The sequence below is a fragment of the Spiroplasma platyhelix PALS-1 genome (assembly GCF_021496725.1).
GTDB classification, from domain to species: Bacteria; Bacillota_I; Bacilli_A; order Mycoplasmatales; family VBWQ01; genus Spiroplasma_D; species Spiroplasma_D platyhelix.
In genome coordinates this window covers 651,601-669,449 of sequence record NZ_CP051215.1, presented here as the reverse complement: position 1 = coordinate 669,449, position 17,849 = coordinate 651,601, and the positions used below count along the sequence as shown (strand labels likewise).

Sequence of the window (17,849 nt, the reverse complement as noted above, 5' to 3'; positions counted from 1 at the left end):
TTAACTAAGCATTTTTTTCTATGACTCAAATTTTTGAACTTCAGTTTTTAGGTCTTTTGCAACGTTTAATTTAATAACTCTTTTAGCAGGGATACGAATACTTTCTCCAGTTTTTGGGTTTCTTCCATTTCTTGCTTTATAGTTTGTTATTTTAAATGTTCCAAATCCTCTAATTTTTACATTTTCACCTTTGATTAGTGAATCAGAAATACTACTAAAAATTTTATTAATTACTTCTTGATATTGTTTATCAGTCATATTTAATTCTTTTTTAGTTTGTTCAAAAAAATCATTTTTTTTCATTAATACTCAACCCTTTCCTTTCGTTTTATTGAAGATAATTTAATATTTAAATCACATTTTTATTATAGCAAAATTAATATAAATGTTGGTTTTAAAGCATATCAGAGTACTTTAAATATACTTAGGATTTAAATAACAATGCAAAATTGTTTTTTCTTTAATTAAATTAAATAATTTCGCAAACATTTTATTTAAATGATAAAATATGTCAGACAATCATTTTATTATTTATGAAGGGAAAAAATTAATGCCAAAATTAGCAACAAAAACAGGTTTAAAAAGAAAACCATTTGATAAAAAGAAACCCTTAGTTGAACTAAAGAATGTTACTAAAAAGTATAAGAATAAAGTTGCTTTAGATGGGATTGATTTTGTTATTAAGTCAGGTGATCGTATTGGTATTATTGGGGCTAATGGTTCTGGTAAATCAACTATGAGTGAAATTATTGGTGGCATTAGACAACCTACTTCAGGAGAAGTTATTCGCCAAGATAATTTAGTTATTGGTTTGCAATTTCAAGATTCAAAGTATCCAATCGGAATTTCTGTTATGGATATGATTAAATATTATCTTCATACCTTTAGTATTGAAATGTCAGAGTCACAATTAAAAGAACTGTTAAGAACTTATCAAATTAATGGCTTTGAAAATAAATTTATTGAAGGTCTATCAGGAGGACAGCAACAACGTTTAAATATTTTATTAAGTGTGATTCATGATCCTGATTTGGTTATTTTAGATGAAGTTTCGACAGGATTAGATATTGAAGTTCGTGCACAAATTTTTGATTTCTTAAAACAAAATATTGTTAAGAAAAAGAAAGCAATGATTCTGGTAACTCATATGATGAGTGAAGTTGAAGATTTTTGTGAAAAATATATTTATGTTCATAATGGTGTTATCAAAGATGCTGGAAAAGTTAAGGATTTAATCAAAGAGTATGGTTCAGTTCATGAGTATACTTGAAAAATGTTTGAAGAAAACAAGAAAGCTGATTTAAAGAAACAATACGAAGAAGAAGAAAAGCAAGCTAAAGAAAAAGCAGATAAAGCATCAAATAAGAAAAAGAAAAACAAAGTTGATCACTTAATTAGTGAAAATAAAGATTATGGCAAGAATTGACCATTAATTTCTTTAATGTTGAAGTACTACTATAAAGGTTTCTTTGTACCATTCTTCTTATTAGCTTACCCAATCTTGATTTTATTCTTACAAGGATTTGCTTTTAGTACTATGGATGCTGATCCTAATACTGGAATTCTGCCAATTCATAGTTTGGTCGGTTCAATTAGTATGGTGCAGGCTATGTCGGTAGGAATCTTTATTATTCCTCAGACAATATTAGAATTTAAAAATAGTGTTCTGATGAAAAGAATTGGTGCAACAAATATCAAACCAGTATTCTTTGTTATCTCAGTTATCTTTATTGGATTTATTTTTATTATGATAGCATTTCTATGAACATTATTATGAGCAGGGATTTTCTTTGGTCATAAATTTGGATGAAATGTAGTAGCTTTACCAAGTGACATTCTACCAACAATTCCTTTTTTAATAATTTTAATCATCACTTCAATCAGTTTGGGAATGATGTTTGCTTCAATTTTCAAATCAACAACATCTTTTATTGCAGTTTCTAATGTTTTCTATCTACCAGTAGCCTTTTTAAGTGGAGGTTTTGTTCCAATTGAAATGATTACTAATAGTGAAATTTTAAAATATGTTACTTACATTAACCCATTCAAATACTGTTTGGATCCATTCTTAGCAGCTTGAAATGGTAAGTTTGTTTTCCAAAGTATTTATTATGCATATATTCCAATATCACTTGCTATCATTGCAGTGTGTATTGGATTTGCAGGATGAAAACTACGTTGACAAGCATAATTTCATTTTAAAAAAACTTCTTAATTTAATTAAGAAGTTTTTTTTATTAATTTATAAAGTTCAATTATATATAAATTCAAAGTTTGATTGCATTTGTTCTTGTTTTAAAGGTAGAATTTCTGATTGGTAGTTAATTAATTCAAGACTTTTAGAGATACCTAAAATTTCATAGTTAAGATTTAATGTAATTAGTTTTTGAGTTCCTGATATATTCATTAAAATGTTTTCAAATTGAACAAAATCTGAATTAATTAATTCTACAAGAGTAAAGCTTGATTCAAAGAGTCATCCAACACCAAAAATATCTGAGTTATCAGCTATAAAATTTCATCTTGGAAATCTGTCAAATTCTAAGTTTGCTTTCTTTTCTTTGTGTTCTTTTTTTAAGTTTTTTAGTAAAGGTAATAAATCGTTTAATTGAAAACTTTGAGTGCTACCATTTGATACATCATATTTTAAAATATTTGTTGAGTATTTAATTTCTTGACTAGTAGGATTTATATTTATCTTTAAATTATTTTTTTGAGTGTTGATGGCGTTAGCAATTGTTCCAAATCCAAGTCCAATAATGCTTGATAGAATCACTAGATGTTTTTTCATTATTTCCCCCTTTTTATATCTTAGATACATTTTAAGTCTATAAATTTTTAATACAACTGCTAATGAGATTAATTTATAAAAAAATGAGTTTAAATATTAAATTTTTTTATTTAAAAATAATGAAATATTTTAGTAGATTTTGGTTGACTATTATAGTATTTATCGGTATTATATCTATTGGACTGTTTTTATGATACACACGGAGTTGTGTATATAATAATATGTAAAAAATTTATAATTAAGGAGATTTAATTAATGCCTACAATTAATCAATTAGTACGTAATGGTCGAAAAATCAAAAAGTATAAATCAAAATCTCCAGCTTTAAATGTTGGATATAATACTTTAGAAAAACGTGTAACTAAGATTAGTGCTCCTCAAAAACGTGGAGTAGCTGTTCGTGTTGGAACTATGACACCTAAGAAACCTAACTCAGCTTTAAGAAAATATGCTCGTGTGCGTTTAAGTAACTCAATGGAAGTAACTGCTTACATTGGTGGTGAAGGACATAACCTGCAAGAACACTCAATTATTTTAATTCGTGGAGGAAGAGTAAAAGACCTTCCTGGGGTTAGATATCATGTTGTTCGTGGAACTTTTGATACTGCTGGTGTTGCCAACCGTAATCAAAGTCGCTCATTATATGGGACAAAAAAACCTAAGAGTAGTAAGGCTTAAGAAGGAGTGTTTATAAAATGAGTAGAAAAAATCAAGCAATCAAGCGTGAATTAGTTCTTGATCCAGTTTACGAATCAAAATTGATAACTCAATTAGTTAACTCAATTATGGTATCTGGAAAGAAAAGTTTAGCACGAAAAATCGTTTACAAAGCTTTAGACATCGTTAAGGAAAAAGCTAATGATGAACCTTTAAAGGTTTTTGAAAAAGCAATTGAAAATATCAAACCACAATTAGAAGTTAAAACAAGAAGAATTGGTGGAGCAAACTACCAAGTTCCAATTGAAGTAAGTGAAGCACGAAAAACTACATTAGCAATTCGCTGATTAGTTTCTTATGCAAGAATAAGAAATGGTAGAACTATGGAAGATAAGTTAGCATTAGAAATTTTTGATGCTGCTCAAGGAAATGGTTCTGCAGTTAAGAAACGTGATGAAATCCATCGTGCAGCAGAAGCAAATAAAGCTTTTGCTCACTATAAATGATAATTAAGGAGAAATTATGGCCCGAGAATATTCGCTAAATAATACAAGAAACATTGGTATTATGGCTCATATTGATGCAGGAAAGACAACAACAACAGAAAGAATCCTTTTCCACACTGGTAAGATTCATAAAATTGGTGAGGTCCACGAAGGAGCAGCTACTATGGACTGAATGGTTCAAGAGCAAGAACGTGGGATCACTATTACATCTGCTGCAACAACTGCATTTTGAACTCATGATAGCAATAAATATCGAATTAATATTATTGATACTCCAGGTCACGTTGATTTTACTGTTGAAGTTGAACGCTCTTTAAGAGTGTTAGATGGAGCTGTAGCAGTATTAGATGCTCAATCAGGAGTAGAACCTCAAACTGAAACAGTTTGAAGACAAGCAACAAAATATAAAGTACCAAGAATTGTTTTCGCAAACAAAATGGATAAGATTGGTGCAAACTTTGCAAACTCAGTTGCAACATTACATTCTCGTTTGGGTGCAAGAGCATTTGCGATTCAATGACCAATTGGTGCAGAGAATGATTTTGTGGGAATCATTGATTTGGTTACTTTAAAGGCGTATAGTTTTGATGGTAAGCCACAAGAAATCTATCAAGAGATTGCTATCCCAGATCATTTAAAAGCAGAAGTTGATCAAAGAAGAGCAATGCTAATTGAAGAATTAGCTCATCACAATGATGAATTATTAGAAAAATATCTTGAAGGACAAGAAATCTCAGTTCCTGAGATTAAAAAAGTAATTCGTGAACTAACAATTCAAGCAGAATTCTTTCCAGTTTTATGTGGAAGCGCCTTTAAAAATAAAGGTGTTAAGCTGATGTTAGACGCTGTTGTGGATTATCTACCATCACCACTTGAGGTTCCTGCAATTAAAGGAATTCTACCAAATGGCGAAGAAGTAGAAAGACATTCATCAGATGATGAACCATTCTCTGCTCTAGCATTTAAAGTGATGACTGACCCTTATGTTGGAAGACTAACTTTTATTAGAGTTTATTCTGGAACATTAAAATCAAGTTCTTATGTCTTAAATTCAACTAAAGATAACAAAGAACGTGTTGGAAGAATCTTACAAATGCATGCCAATCATCGTGAAGATATTGATCAACTTTATGCTGGTGATATTGCCGCGATTGTTGGATTGAAGTCAACAACAACAGGTGATACTTTATGTGATGACAAGAATGAAATTATTTTAGAAGCAATGGTTTTCCCTGAACCAGTTATCTCATTAGCTTTAGAACCAAGAACTAAAGCTGACCAAGAAAAAATGAGTTTAGCATTAGGAAAACTAGCAGAAGAAGATCCAACTTTCAGAGTAAGTTCAGATCATGAAACTGGTCAGACAATTATTTCTGGGATGGGTGAATTACACTTAGATATTCTAGTTGATCGTCTATCAAGAGAGTTTAATGTTCAAACTAACACAGGTAACCCACAAGTTGCTTATCGTGAAACAATCAAAGCAATTTGCGATCGTGCTGAAGGAAAATATATTCACCAATCAGGTGGACGTGGTCAGTATGGTCATGTAATCATGAAACTTGAACCAAATCCAAACAAAGGATTTGAATTTGTTGATAAAATTGTTGGTGGAAAAATTCCAAGAGAATATATTAAACCAGTACAAGAAGGTCTAGAAGAATCATTAGAAAATGGATTGATTGCCGGTTATCCTGTGATTGATGTTAAGGCAACTTTATATGATGGTTCATTCCACCCAGTTGACTCATCAGAACGTGCTTTCAACATTGCTGCTTCAAAAGCATTGCAAGACAATAAAGATAAAATCAAACCTGTTCTATTAGAACCGATTATGGATGTTGAAGTTGTTGTTCCTGGTGACTATTATGGAGCTGTTGTTGGAAAGATTTCTGGAAAACGAGGAACAATTGAAAATGATGAAACTCGTGGAGATGCTTCAGTAATCAAATGTAAAGTTCCATTAGGAGAAATGTTTGGTTACGCTACAGAACTACGTTCAATGACTCAAGGAAGAGGAACATACACTATGAGTTTCTCTCACTATGCTGAAGCACCAAAATCAGTTACTGAGGAAATTGTTGGTAAGTATGAAAAATCAAGAATCTCAAAAAAGTAAGATAAATATTGCATATTAAATAAAATTACTTTAAAATTATTTTAGTTTCTTAGTTAGGAAAATAGATACTAAAAGCTAATTAATAAGGAAAAAAACTAATCAAAACAAAAAGAAACATTTTAGAAATTTAGGAGGAAGAAATGGCTGAAATTAAAAAACCTACAACAGGCGCAAAAGAAGAATTTATCCGTGATAAAACACACGTTAATGTTGGAACAATTGGTCACGTTGACCATGGAAAAACAACTTTAACTGCTGCTATCACTAAATTCTGTCATGATCATATAAGTGAAGGATATAAAGGAACTTATGTTGCTTACGATAACATTGATCGTGCCCCAGAAGAAAGAAAACGTGGTATTACAATTAATACTGCTCACGTAGAATACGAAACACCAAAACGTCATTATGCTCACGTTGACTGTCCAGGTCACGCTGACTATATTAAAAATATGATTACAGGTGCTGCACAAATGGATGGATCAATCTTAGTTGTTTCTGCAACAGATGGACCAATGCCACAAACTCGTGAACATTTACTATTAGCTCACCAAGTAGGAGTTAAAGACATTGTTGTATTTTTAAATAAATGTGACATGGTTGATGATCCAGAATTGATTGAACTAATTGATGTTGAAGTTCGCGAATTATTATCAGAATACGGATTTGATGGAGACAATGCAAGTATTATCCAAGGTAGTGCTAAAGGTGCTCTTGATGGAAAATCAGAATGAGTAGAAAAAATTCGTGAATTATTAGACGCAGTTGATACAAAAATTCCTGATCCTGTTAGAGATACAGAAAAACCATTGCTATTAGCTATTGAAGATGTTTTCAGTATTTCAGGAAGAGGAACAGTTGTTACTGGAAGAATTGAAAGAGGAAGAATTAAGACTGGTGAAGAAGTTGAAATTATTGGTTTAGATAAACAAACAATTAAAACAATCGTAACTGGTGTTGAAATGTTTAAAAAAATCTTACCTCAAGCTCAAGCCGGAGATAACGTTGGATTACTATTAAGAGGAGTTAAACGTGAAGACGTTGAACGTGGACAAATTGTTGTTGCACCAGGCAGTGTAAAATCTTACAAAGACTTTAAAGCAACAATTTATGTTCTTAAAAAAGAAGAAGGTGGAAGACACACTCCATTCTTTGCTAACTATCGTCCTCAATTTTACTTCCGTACTACTGATGTTACTGGAGAAGTTCATGGCATTACTGACATGGATGATAAGAACAAAGTAGAAATGGTACAACCTGGAGATACTGTAACAATTGATGTTAAGTTATTAAAAAATGTTGCTCTTGAAGATGGAACAGAATTCTCAATTCGAGAAGGTGGAAAAACTGTCGGAGCAGGTACTGTTACTAAGATTATCGCTTAATCAACAGTAAAAAATAAAAAGAATGAAAGTTAACTTTCATTCTTTTTTTAGTAGCATAATTCGTAATTGGTTTATAATTAACAATAGATTAGGGTTTAGAAAGAAAGGAATATATGAAGGAATTTGAAATAAATGGCATTCAATTGGAGATTGATCAAAAGGTAGTTAGCAAGTTTCTTAAGCAAATTAGTTATCCAATTGCAATTATTGATTTTGAAACTTTCCGTACTTTTCAAAAAAATAATTTTCCAGCCCAAGCAAAAAAAGACTTTCTTGAGAAAATTTTTTCGGTTGCTTTTTTAATTATCAACAAACCTGAAGATTTAACACCAGCTAAATTAGCTAGTAAAAAATTACGCTTATTTTCAAAGACACAGCTACCAAAAGAAAAAAAGTTTGCTGATTTTAATAATTTGTTAGAATTTCAAATGATTTTTTATCGTTTTCTAATCAACAAATTATTAAAGTATCATGTCAAGTCACTAGTCTTTTTAGGTTCAAGAACAGAAGTCAACTTATTGAAAAATTATCTCTCTTATTCTTTTGATGATAAAAAATATAAAGATAAGCTTAGTTACTTTTTTCAACGCAATAAAATTTTTGATGTTTACGATATCTGAAATAATGATGCTGTGGTCAATTTACCGCAATACAAAGATAAGAAAAATAAAAACAATCGCATTGGTGCTACAAAGAAAACAATGTTTCTCATTAAAAATGATGATGCTTATTGAAAAGTTTTAAAGCCAGAATCTGTCATCTCAAACAATGATATCGGAAGAACAATCGATCAATATTTTAGTGACAAACTTGCTTTATTAGATAATTTTTTACCCTATGTTGCTGACCACAATCAAAATGATGTCTTGGTTGGAGCAACAATTTTATCTTTTCTTTATGCTTATTGTCAGAAAAAGTAGGCTATCTTCTTTTATTCTAAGACTTAGCATGATTAATTTAGTATAATAATATTATCAAATAATTTAGGTTGAATCGCCTTGAAAGAAAGGAAGATTTTTATGACAAGAGAAGAAATTCTAACACACAAAATTAAATTAAATAATGGAGTTCTGATGCCACAATTTGGTCTAGGAACTTATTTAATGAATAAACAAGATGAAGCCTATCAAGCAGTACTTGTTGCTTTAGAGAATGGCTATCGTCATATTGATACTGCACAATATTATAAAAATGAAACAGAAATTGGACGAGCATTGAAAGATTTTCTAGCAAAACATCCAGAAGTAAAAAGAGCAGATATTTTCATTACATCAAAAATTTGAAATGATGATCATGAGTATGAAAAAGCTAAACAAGCTTTTAGTGAAATTTTAAAAAGGTTAGATGTTGAATATTTAGACTTATGTTTAGTGCACTGACCAACTAAAAATCGCTATCAATGTTGAAAATTTTTAGAAGAAGCCTATCAAGCAGGTAAGGTTAGAGCAATTGGTGTTTCTAATTTTAAAGTTCATCATTTAGAAGACTTTTTAAAGCAAGTGAAAATTAAGCCAATGGTCAACCAAATTGAAACTCATCCTGGGTTCAATCAATTAGATGTTGTTGAATTTTGTCAGAAAAATGATATTGTAGTGACATCTTGAAGAACTATGATGGGTGGTAAAACAGATGAAATACCACTATTAGTTGATTTAGCAAAGAAGTATCAAACTTCAACAACTCAGATTGCTTTAAAGTGAGCTTGACAATTAAATGAAATTATTATTCCAAAATCTGTCACACCAAAAAGGATTATTGATAATCCTAATATTGGCAGTTTCACACTAACAGAAGAAGAAATTACAGCAATTAATAATTTGCCACAAAAAAGAATTGGTGCAGATCCTGATGATAAGAGTGTCTGAAAGAATTTAATTGATTAGTAATTATAATAATTAGAGAGGATATGATCTATGTTTTGAAATGAAGATATTAACAAAATTAAAGAGAACTTAAATACTGACTTAGAAAAAGGTCTAACAGATAAGCAAGCATTTAATTTATTAAAGCAAAATGGTCCTAATGCTTTGCCAACTAGTAAAAAGAAATCAATTTTTACAATGTGTGTTGAACATTTGATTGAACCTTTTACTTTTGTTTTGATTGCACTTTTAATTATTGCAGCAGTGTTAAATAAATGAGCTGAAGTAATTGTTATTTCTTTGATTGTTGTTTTAGAAATGGTTCTAAGTATCTATCAAGAACGAAAAGCAATGAATTCTTTAGACTCTTTAAAAAAATTAGTTAAAGAAAATGCAGTTGTGATTCGAGAAGGAAAGAAGTTTACTATTGATGTCAAGAATTTAGTTGTTGGCGATTTAGTTTATTTAGAAGCAGGAATGTTTCTTCCTGCTGATGTTCGAATTATTCAATCTTTTAATTTGAGGGTTAATGAATCGCTACTAACTGGAGAATCAAATTTAATCATGAAAACAATTGATCCAATTGCTAAAGAAAACTTATCAATTGGTGATCGTACTAATATGGCTTTTATGTCAACAATGATTGCTGCAGGTAGTGGATTAGGGATTGTTGTTGCAACAGGAAAAAATACTGAAATTGGTAAGATTACTAAATTGTTGCAAGATGAAGAAGAACCTAAATCACCTTTAAGTAGACAAATTACTTTTATTGTTAGAACTATTTGTCTTTTTGCTTTAGCATTAGGAATTTTTATTTTCTGTATCCAATATCTTGTTTCAGGGAATAGTTGAGTAGATGCCTTAGTCTTTACAATTGCTTTGGTTGTTGCTGTTATCCCAGAAGGTCTGAGTGTTATTGTTACAGTTTCTTTATCTTTAGGAAGCAGAAGAATGGCTAAGCACAATGCCATTGTTAAGCGTTTGAATGCTGTTGAGACATTAGGACAAGTTAACGTTATTTGTTCTGATAAGACAGGGACACTAACAGAAAACCGTATGACAGTTACTAAATATTTTGTCAAAGATGAAGTTGAAGAAGAAAAGACTTTAAAACTATCAACATTGCAACGAAAATTATTCTTACAATGTTTAGTTTTAGATAACAATAGTTCAGTTGCTGATAAGAAAATTACTGGTGACCCAACTGAAATTGCGTTATTAAAGTGAGCAGAAGACTTAAAACTTAATTCAAATAGTATTCAAAAAAGTTATCCAAGAGTTCATGAGTTACCTTTTGATTCAGAAAGAAAATTGATGTCTACAGTTAATAAATATGATGCTAAGCAATATTTATTTGTTAAGGGTGCAGCAGATAACTTATTAAAGCGCTGCACACATTATTTAATTGATGATAAGAAGTTTAAAATGACTGAGGAATTTAAAACAAACTTGATTGCTAAGTTACAAGAAATGTCAGATCAAGCTTTAAGAGTTCTTGGTGCAGCTTATAAAGAAATTGCTACAAAAAAACCTAATTTTAATAATATTGAACAAATGGAAAAGAATTTAATTTTCTTAGGTTTAGTTGGGATGATTGATCCACCAAGAAGAGAAATTAAGGAAGTTTTAGTTCACACAAGAGAAGCTGGGATCGACACTAAGATGATTACTGGCGATCATTTAAATACTGCAGTTGCAATTGGTAAAGAACTAACAATTTTAGATAATAAAGAACAAGCGCTAAGTGGTGAACAAATTGATAAATTAAGTGATAGAGTTTTAAAGCGTGATATTCATAAGTATCAAGTCTTTGCTCGTGTGTCACCACAACATAAAGTTCGTATCATTAAAGCTTTACAAGCAAATGGGAATATTGTTTCAATGACTGGGGATGGTGTCAACGATGCACCAAGTTTAAAAGCTGCCAACATTGGTGTTGCGATGGGAGTCACAGGAACGGATGTAGCAAAAGAAGCTTCACAAGTTGTTTTGACTGATGACAACTTCCTAACAATTGTTGATGCAATTGAAGAAGGAAGAAATATCTACAATAAATTAAAAAGAATAATTTGTTTCATCATCATTACTAATTTAGCTCAGGTTCTTGCCATTACAATTGGGATATTTCTTAATTGAGGAGACTTGCTGTCAGCACTACAAGTTTTATGAATCAACTTAATTGTTGAATCATTTTTAGCAATTACTATGTCAATGGGGCCAAATAACCCAAGGTTGATGAAAGAGAAGCCGATTGCTAAAAAGGAGAATATTTTACGGGGCAGTTGGAAGTTTATTATTTATGTCAGTTTAATCACAGCTACACTTTTGATCGTAACTTATAAATTCCTACCATTAGGTTTAGAAACTAGTGTTGATGTTGAAGGCTATATCTATGCTTTTGTTTTCATGTCTAATGCGCCAGTTTTTTATTCAATGTCTTTTGCTGTTGGTAGAAATGACTTTATGCTTAATAAGATGTTGCTACAAAATCGACCATTTTTAATTTCAGTCTTGATTGCATTCATAATTAATGTTGGGATTGTTTTCATCCCAGGAGTTAACACTGCTTTTGGAGTTGAAGGAAGTATTAACTTTGTTGAATGAATTTGCTGTTTTGCAATTGCTATTGTGCCAACAATTTTATTAGAATTATTTAAAGGATTTCTAGTTTTGATTAAACCGAAAGTAGATAAAAAAATGGAAGAAGAATTTCCTGAATTTGCTGCTAAGCAAAAAGCAAAAGCAGAAAAGAAAAGAAAAACTGAAGATAAAATTCTAGCAAAAAAAGAAAAGCATGATGAAGAAGTAGATAAGAAAATTGAAAAAACAAAAGCCAAAATTGATAAGAAGAAAAAAAAGAAAAATAAAAAATAGCCTTAAGGCTATTTTTTATTTGTTTTGATTACTTTAATTTTATTTCTTAATTCAAGTTTTAGTTTTTTAATTTCAACAGTTTTATGTTCATTGTTTTTTAGTTTTATTTCGTTGATTTTTACTTGATACTCGCTTCTTAAATCATTGATTGATTTTTGTTTAGCTTTTCTTTTTTCAATTTTCTTACCATATTTTTTATTTAATAGATAGAGTGGTTTGAAAGGATAATTTTTTAAATTGAGTTTGTCGTCATCAATCATATCATTTTGCCGTGCAACAATTGACGTTGCTTGCAGGCCTCCAGAAATATTAACAGCAGTTCTTCCCATATCAAATAAACCATCTAAAGCACCAATAATTCCATAAACTGAGGCATAATAGCCTCCAAATCCTAACCCACCAAGTACACCAGCAGTAACAACAGCAGCAGTTCCAGGTACACCAGCAATTCCCAATGAAGCAATTAAAGTAATGATTAACCCATTAATAAATAATAAGGCAATAGTTCATTGTGGAAAGTCACCTTGATTGATGACTGAGAATCATAAGAAAGATAAAATAATTCCAGCTTGAACACCAGCACAACCACTAAGACCAATTGTTGTTGAAAGTGGCATAATCGTGTCGCTTACTTCTTCTTCTACTTTTAAATCATTTTTTAAAGAGTCAAGCGCAATTGGTAGAGCAGCATTTGATGATTGTGATGTGAACCCAGTAACAATTGGTCTTTGTGCTTTTTTCAATCACTCTCAAGGATTTACACCAAAGAGGTATAGTGTTAGTAAGTGTCAAATGAAAGTAATAACTAATGCTAAGTAGGCAACACCAATGATAATACCAATATCACCTAATCGGGCAATTGGTTGATTTATAATAGCACTAGCAAGCATACTCATAACAGCAAATGGCATTATTTTAATAAACATTGTTAGAATTGAGATAATAATTTTTCACATGATTTCTAGACTGTTACGAGCTTTATCCATTTGTGCTTCATTTCTTTTTGTTAGTTTTTTAATTGCATAACCAACTAAAGCACCAAGGATAATAACTGGAATGATTAGAAATTGCGTAAAGATGCCAATAAAACTATTAGGGATATATCCAGCAATTAAAGCTGGTAACCCAATGGTACTTGTTTTGTCATAGCTACCTTCAGCACTTAATTGAAAATTTTGACCAATTTTAAAAACCATTCCTAAACCAAAAGCAATACAGAAAGCAACAGCAACATTAACTAATAAAATTGCAATTCCTGAAATAGACATTTTAACTAATTTATTAGTAGCTGCTAATTTTTTAGCACTAATTCGTGCAATAGCTAAAAAGACAATTGGTACTGTTAGCATTGTGATTCCAGTGATGAAAATATTTTTAATTAATTCTACTCAACGAGCAGTTTGGCCAGCTCATTCAATATAGTTGGGGTTATCAACTGGTGGATCAACATTTCCTGGTAGAATTGGATTTGTAATATTATTGTTGTTAAAGCCAGTAATAGCTTGAATTGAAATTCCAAAAACTAATCCTAAACTAAGTCCAATAAAAATCCGAATGGGAAATTTAATTTTTGTTTTTTTAATAAAAATTGATAACGCAGTGATAATAGCAAAGAAAATTATAATTGCTACTACACTTTCTCAATGCGAGATTCCGAGAAAATCCCGTAGTAGATCAATGTTATCATTATCAGCATTAAGATACATGATTGATGTTTCCTTTCTAATTTTATTTTATTTTTCTAGCAGCAATCTGGATAATATCAGTAGTTGTTGCAAAAGGGGGTGCGTAAACTAGATCAAGATACTGTAAGTCTCTTACATCCATCTTATTTCAAATTGCTGTTGATAAAGCATCAATTCTTAAAACTGCTTTATTGTATCCAGCCATTTCAGCGCCAAGGATTTGATAAGAAACCTTATCATAAAATAGTTTTAAATATAATGGTTTTGAAGAAGGAAAATAAGTTGGAGTATCAGTGTTTTTTATGAAGATACTAGCAATGTTTTCTGGTTTTCAGTAATCATCTTTAATTCCTACTCTTGCAAGTTCTAAATGTTTGACTCTAATGATACTAGCACCAAGTGTTCCTGGTCAAACTTCTTTTTTATAAGGGTACATAATATTATTAGCAATTATACGTGCAATTTTGTTTGCACTAGTTGCTAGAGGTAAATAGTTATTAGTTTGATTAGTTTGATTGATAATTGTTGCACAATCTCCGCCACTAAAAATGTTTTCATAAGCAATTTTTCTGACATTTTTATCTTTACTGTCAGTATTATCAATTAAAACTTCTCCATATTCATTGATAACTATAGCATTATTTTTTGCTAGTTTGATATTGTTTTTTGTTAGAAAACTAGTGTTAGGAGTGAAACCTGATGCTAATAGTACTAAGTCACAATCAATTTGTTTACTATTATTAGTTTCTAAACTTATAATAACATTATCTTTAACATTTAACTTATTAACTGTTGTATTAAGAAGAACTTTAGCATAATGTTCTGATTTTTTTGGTTTGTTCTCAACTTTGTTTGTACCAGTTATTTCATTATAAATTAATGGACTAAATTCTTGATCAAAAACATTGGCCATTAACCGGTCTTTAACTTCAATAATTGTGACAGATTTTTTTAATTTAAGACATGTTTCAGCCATTTCTAGTCCAATAAAACTACCACCAATGATAGCAATTTTTTGAGCATTTTTAATCATTGCTTTAATATTAATGGCGTCTTCTTTATTGATAACAGTAAAGAGGTTTTTTGGTTGGGATTGTAGATCAAAAGGAGAGAAGACATTAGGTTTTGCTCCTGTTGCAATTACTAGATATTTATATTTAAAAGTTTTTTGTTCTTTCTTTTTATTTTCATAAGTAAGTTCATTTTTTTCTGGGTTAATATTGTTAACATTATGATTTAAATGAAAATGAATTTTGCTTTTGTACTGTTCATTTTTAAAATCTTTTACTGTTCTAGCATTTAGCAATGCTTGTTTTTTAAAATCATTAGCAATAAAGTATGGAATTCCACATGCACCAAGTGATATATAGTTATGATTTTGAAAAACATGAATATTTAGTTTTTCGTGTTCTCTAGATAATTTACTAGCGACTCCCATCCCAGCTGCACCAGCACCAATAATTGCTATTTTCATATTACTTCCAACCCTTTCTTTATTTTGATTTTATGTATTATTAATTTTAATCAAAAAATGAAAAATAGTTAAGAGAAAGTTATTTTTTTCAAGATAAAAATTAGCAATTAGTTTGCTTAATTAATTGCTTTTAGATACTTTTTTAATATTTTTTTCTTTTTTGTTCTTAGTTTATTAAGATAAAGCATACTTCTTATTGTTGCTAATATGACAATAAAAAAATCCATATATATAATCAATGTGTAAAAAAAGAAATTATACCAAAGGAGGGTTTAATATGAGCCGCTTAATAAAAGTATCTGGAGATGCACCTTATTCTAAACAATATATTGAAGATGGAAGAAGAATGAATGAAACTGATGACCTTAATGGAATGGTAGGTAAACTTGATTTAGTAGTTTCTAAACTTGATCAAATGATTACTGGAGTTGACGATTATCAAATCGTAGATGATAGTACTAATGAAATGTGTAAAGTAATTGACAAACTTACTAAGGTAGTTAATACTCTTGTTCAATCTGGTTGTGAAAACGAAAATGACAAAAATAAAAAAGATTGCGAAGCTACTTGTGATATTAATAAAGCAGTTGACAAACTTGGTAAGATAATTTGTAATCTTATTAAACTTGTTGATGAAAATGATAGTTGTAAAAAAGATTGTGATAGCAAATGTGATATTAGCGAAATTAGTAAATTAGTTGATAAAACTAGCAAAGTAGTATGTACTCTTGCTAAAATTGTTGAAAAAATTAGTTGCAGACAAGAATATAACACTGAAAAAATTCTTGAGGAAGTAGAAAAAATTGGGCAAGATCAAGCTTTATTACTTGAAAAAGTTGCTAAACTTGACAAACTAGATAAGCTTGACAAACTTGATGGAATGGCAGATTCAATTGCTAAGGTTGAAGCAGGTCAAGCAACGATGGGTGAGAAAGTAGATGCGGCTAAGGCTTCAGTGGATGGTATGGCGGATTCAATTACTAAGATTGAAGAAGGTCAAGCAACGATGGGTGAGAAAGTAGATGCGGCTAAGGCTTCAGTGGATGGTATGGCGGATTCAATTACTAAGATTGAAGAAGGTCAAGCAACGATGGGTGAGAAAGTAGATGCGGCTAAGGCTTCAGTGGATGGTATGGCGGATTCAATTACTAAGATTGAAGAAGGTCAAGCAACGATGGGTGAGAAAGTAGATGCAGCTAAGGCTTCAGTGGATGGTATGGCGGATTCAATTACTAAGATTGAAGAAGGTCAAGCAACGATGGGTGAGAAAGTAGATGCAGCTAAGGCTTCAGTGGATGGTATGGCGGATTCAATTACTAAGATTGAAGAAGGTCAAGCAACGATGGGTGAGAAAGTAGATGCAGCTAAGGCTTCAGTGGATGGTATGGCGGATTCAATCACTAAGATTGAGGAAGGTCAAGCAACGATGGGTGAGAAAGTAGATGCAGCTAAGGCTTCAGTGGATGGTATGGCGGATTCAATTACTAAGATTGAAGAAGGTCAAGCAACGATGGGTGAGAAAGTAGATGCGGCTAAGGCTTCAGTGGATGGTATGGCGGATTCAATTACTAAGATTGAAGAAGGTCAAGCAACGATGGGTGAGAAAGTAGATGCAGCTAAGGCTTCAGTGGATGGTATGGCGGATTCAATTACTAAGATTGAAGAAGGTCAAGCAACGATGGGTGAGAAAGTAGATGCGGCTAAGGCTTCAGTGGATGGTATGGCGGATTCAATTACTAAGATTGAAGAAGGTCAAGCAACGATGGGTGAGAAAGTAGATGCAGCTAAGGCTTCAGTGGATGGAATGGCGGATTCAATCACTAAGATTGAGGAAGGTCAAACAGCATTGACAGAAACTCTTGGACAAGTATCAGATAAAGTGGATGCAAATACTACTGCTGTGCAAGGTATGGCGGATTCAATCACTAAGATTGAGGAAGGTCAAACAGCATTGAATGATAAAATTGATGCAAATCAAGCAGCATTGACAGAAACTCTTGGACAAATATCAGATAAATTGGATGCAAATACTACTGCTGTGCAAGGTATGGCGGATTCAATCACTAAGATTGAGGAAGGTCAAACAGCATTGACAGAAACTCTTGGACAAGTATCAGATAAAGTGGATGCAAATACTACTGCTGTGCAAGGTATGGCGGATTCAATTGCTAAGATTGAACAAGCTCAAGCAGCATTGACAGAAACTCTTGGACAAGTATCAGATAAAGTGGATGCAAATACTACTGCTGTGCAAGGTATGGCGGATTCAATTGCTAAGATTGAGGAAGGTCAAACAGCATTAATTGGGAAAATTGATGCTAATCAAGCAGCATTAATTGCAAAAATTGATGCTAATCAAACTGCTGTAAATGATAAACTTACATCAATGGATGAAAAATTAGATAAACTTATTCCAACTAATCCAGAACAACCAGGCGAAGGAGAAAATCCATCTGCCTAAAACTTAAATATTAAAAAATAAAACTATGAATTACT

Annotated in this window: 13 protein-coding genes; 9 read left to right on the top strand and 4 right to left on the bottom strand. The window is 31.1% G+C overall.

Annotation, left to right across the window (positions count from 1 at the left end):
- Positions 1–18: 18 nt before the first annotated feature.
- The gene (locus tag SPLAT_RS03180; RefSeq protein ID WP_168104956.1) at positions 19–303 is read right to left on the bottom strand and encodes an HU family DNA-binding protein; all 285 of its coding nucleotides are present in this window, start codon (positions 301–303) and stop codon (positions 19–21) included.
- Between the two features lie 247 nt (positions 304–550).
- Here SPLAT_RS03180 and SPLAT_RS03175 point away from each other — a divergent pair, with 247 nt between their 5' ends.
- Positions 551–2,191: an ABC transporter ATP-binding protein/permease gene (locus SPLAT_RS03175; protein WP_168104955.1), complete on the top strand. Its 1,641-nt coding sequence runs from the start codon at positions 551–553 to the stop codon at positions 2,189–2,191.
- Between the two features lie 51 nt (positions 2,192–2,242).
- Here the strand turns inward: SPLAT_RS03175 and SPLAT_RS03170 are convergent, their stop codons facing one another.
- Complete coding sequence (locus tag SPLAT_RS03170; RefSeq protein ID WP_168104954.1) at positions 2,243–2,791, bottom strand: hypothetical protein; 549 nt, start codon at positions 2,789–2,791, stop codon at positions 2,243–2,245.
- Between the two features lie 255 nt (positions 2,792–3,046).
- Between SPLAT_RS03170 and rpsL the strand changes: the two genes are divergently transcribed.
- The 7 genes from rpsL (at position 3,047) to SPLAT_RS03135 (ending at position 12,194) form a co-directional block, all read left to right on the top strand.
- Complete coding sequence (gene rpsL, locus SPLAT_RS03165; protein ID WP_168104953.1) at positions 3,047–3,469, top strand: 30S ribosomal protein S12; 423 nt, start codon at positions 3,047–3,049, stop codon at positions 3,467–3,469.
- Positions 3,470–3,486: 17 nt separating this feature from the next.
- Positions 3,487–3,957 (top strand): 30S ribosomal protein S7, encoded by a 471-nt coding sequence (rpsG, locus tag SPLAT_RS03160; protein ID WP_168104952.1) that lies wholly within the window; start codon positions 3,487–3,489, stop codon positions 3,955–3,957.
- A 13-nt stretch (positions 3,958–3,970) separates the two neighbouring features.
- Positions 3,971–6,073, top strand: a complete 2,103-nt coding sequence (gene fusA / locus SPLAT_RS03155; protein WP_168104951.1) for an elongation factor G — start codon at positions 3,971–3,973, stop codon at positions 6,071–6,073.
- Between the two features lie 140 nt (positions 6,074–6,213).
- Positions 6,214–7,458 carry an elongation factor Tu gene (tuf, locus tag SPLAT_RS03150; RefSeq protein WP_168104950.1) on the top strand — a complete coding sequence of 415 codons (1,245 nt, stop codon included), beginning with the start codon at positions 6,214–6,216 and terminating at the stop codon, positions 7,456–7,458.
- A 113-nt stretch (positions 7,459–7,571) separates the two neighbouring features.
- On the top strand, positions 7,572–8,378 hold the full coding sequence (locus SPLAT_RS03145; RefSeq protein ID WP_168104949.1) for a hypothetical protein: 807 nt from the start codon (positions 7,572–7,574) through the stop codon (positions 8,376–8,378).
- Positions 8,379–8,477: 99 nt separating this feature from the next.
- Positions 8,478–9,341 (top strand): aldo/keto reductase, encoded by an 864-nt coding sequence (locus SPLAT_RS03140; protein ID WP_168104948.1) that lies wholly within the window; start codon positions 8,478–8,480, stop codon positions 9,339–9,341.
- A 30-nt stretch (positions 9,342–9,371) separates the two neighbouring features.
- The gene (locus SPLAT_RS03135; RefSeq protein WP_168104947.1) at positions 9,372–12,194 is read left to right on the top strand and encodes a cation-translocating P-type ATPase; all 2,823 of its coding nucleotides are present in this window, start codon (positions 9,372–9,374) and stop codon (positions 12,192–12,194) included.
- Between the two features lie 8 nt (positions 12,195–12,202).
- On the opposite strand, the gene SPLAT_RS03130 is transcribed toward SPLAT_RS03135, so the two are convergent.
- Together SPLAT_RS03130 and SPLAT_RS03125 are read right to left on the bottom strand one after the other, a co-directional pair.
- The gene (locus tag SPLAT_RS03130; protein WP_168104946.1) at positions 12,203–13,900 is read right to left on the bottom strand and encodes a dicarboxylate/amino acid:cation symporter; all 1,698 of its coding nucleotides are present in this window, start codon (positions 13,898–13,900) and stop codon (positions 12,203–12,205) included.
- A 22-nt stretch (positions 13,901–13,922) separates the two neighbouring features.
- The gene (locus tag SPLAT_RS03125; RefSeq protein WP_168104945.1) at positions 13,923–15,353 is read right to left on the bottom strand and encodes an FAD-dependent oxidoreductase; all 1,431 of its coding nucleotides are present in this window, start codon (positions 15,351–15,353) and stop codon (positions 13,923–13,925) included.
- A gap of 277 nt (positions 15,354–15,630) precedes the next feature.
- Here SPLAT_RS03125 and SPLAT_RS03120 point away from each other — a divergent pair, with 277 nt between their 5' ends.
- On the top strand, positions 15,631–17,814 hold the full coding sequence (locus SPLAT_RS03120) for a hypothetical protein (RefSeq protein ID WP_168104944.1): 2,184 nt from the start codon (positions 15,631–15,633) through the stop codon (positions 17,812–17,814).
- The last annotated feature ends 35 nt before the right edge of the window (positions 17,815–17,849 follow it).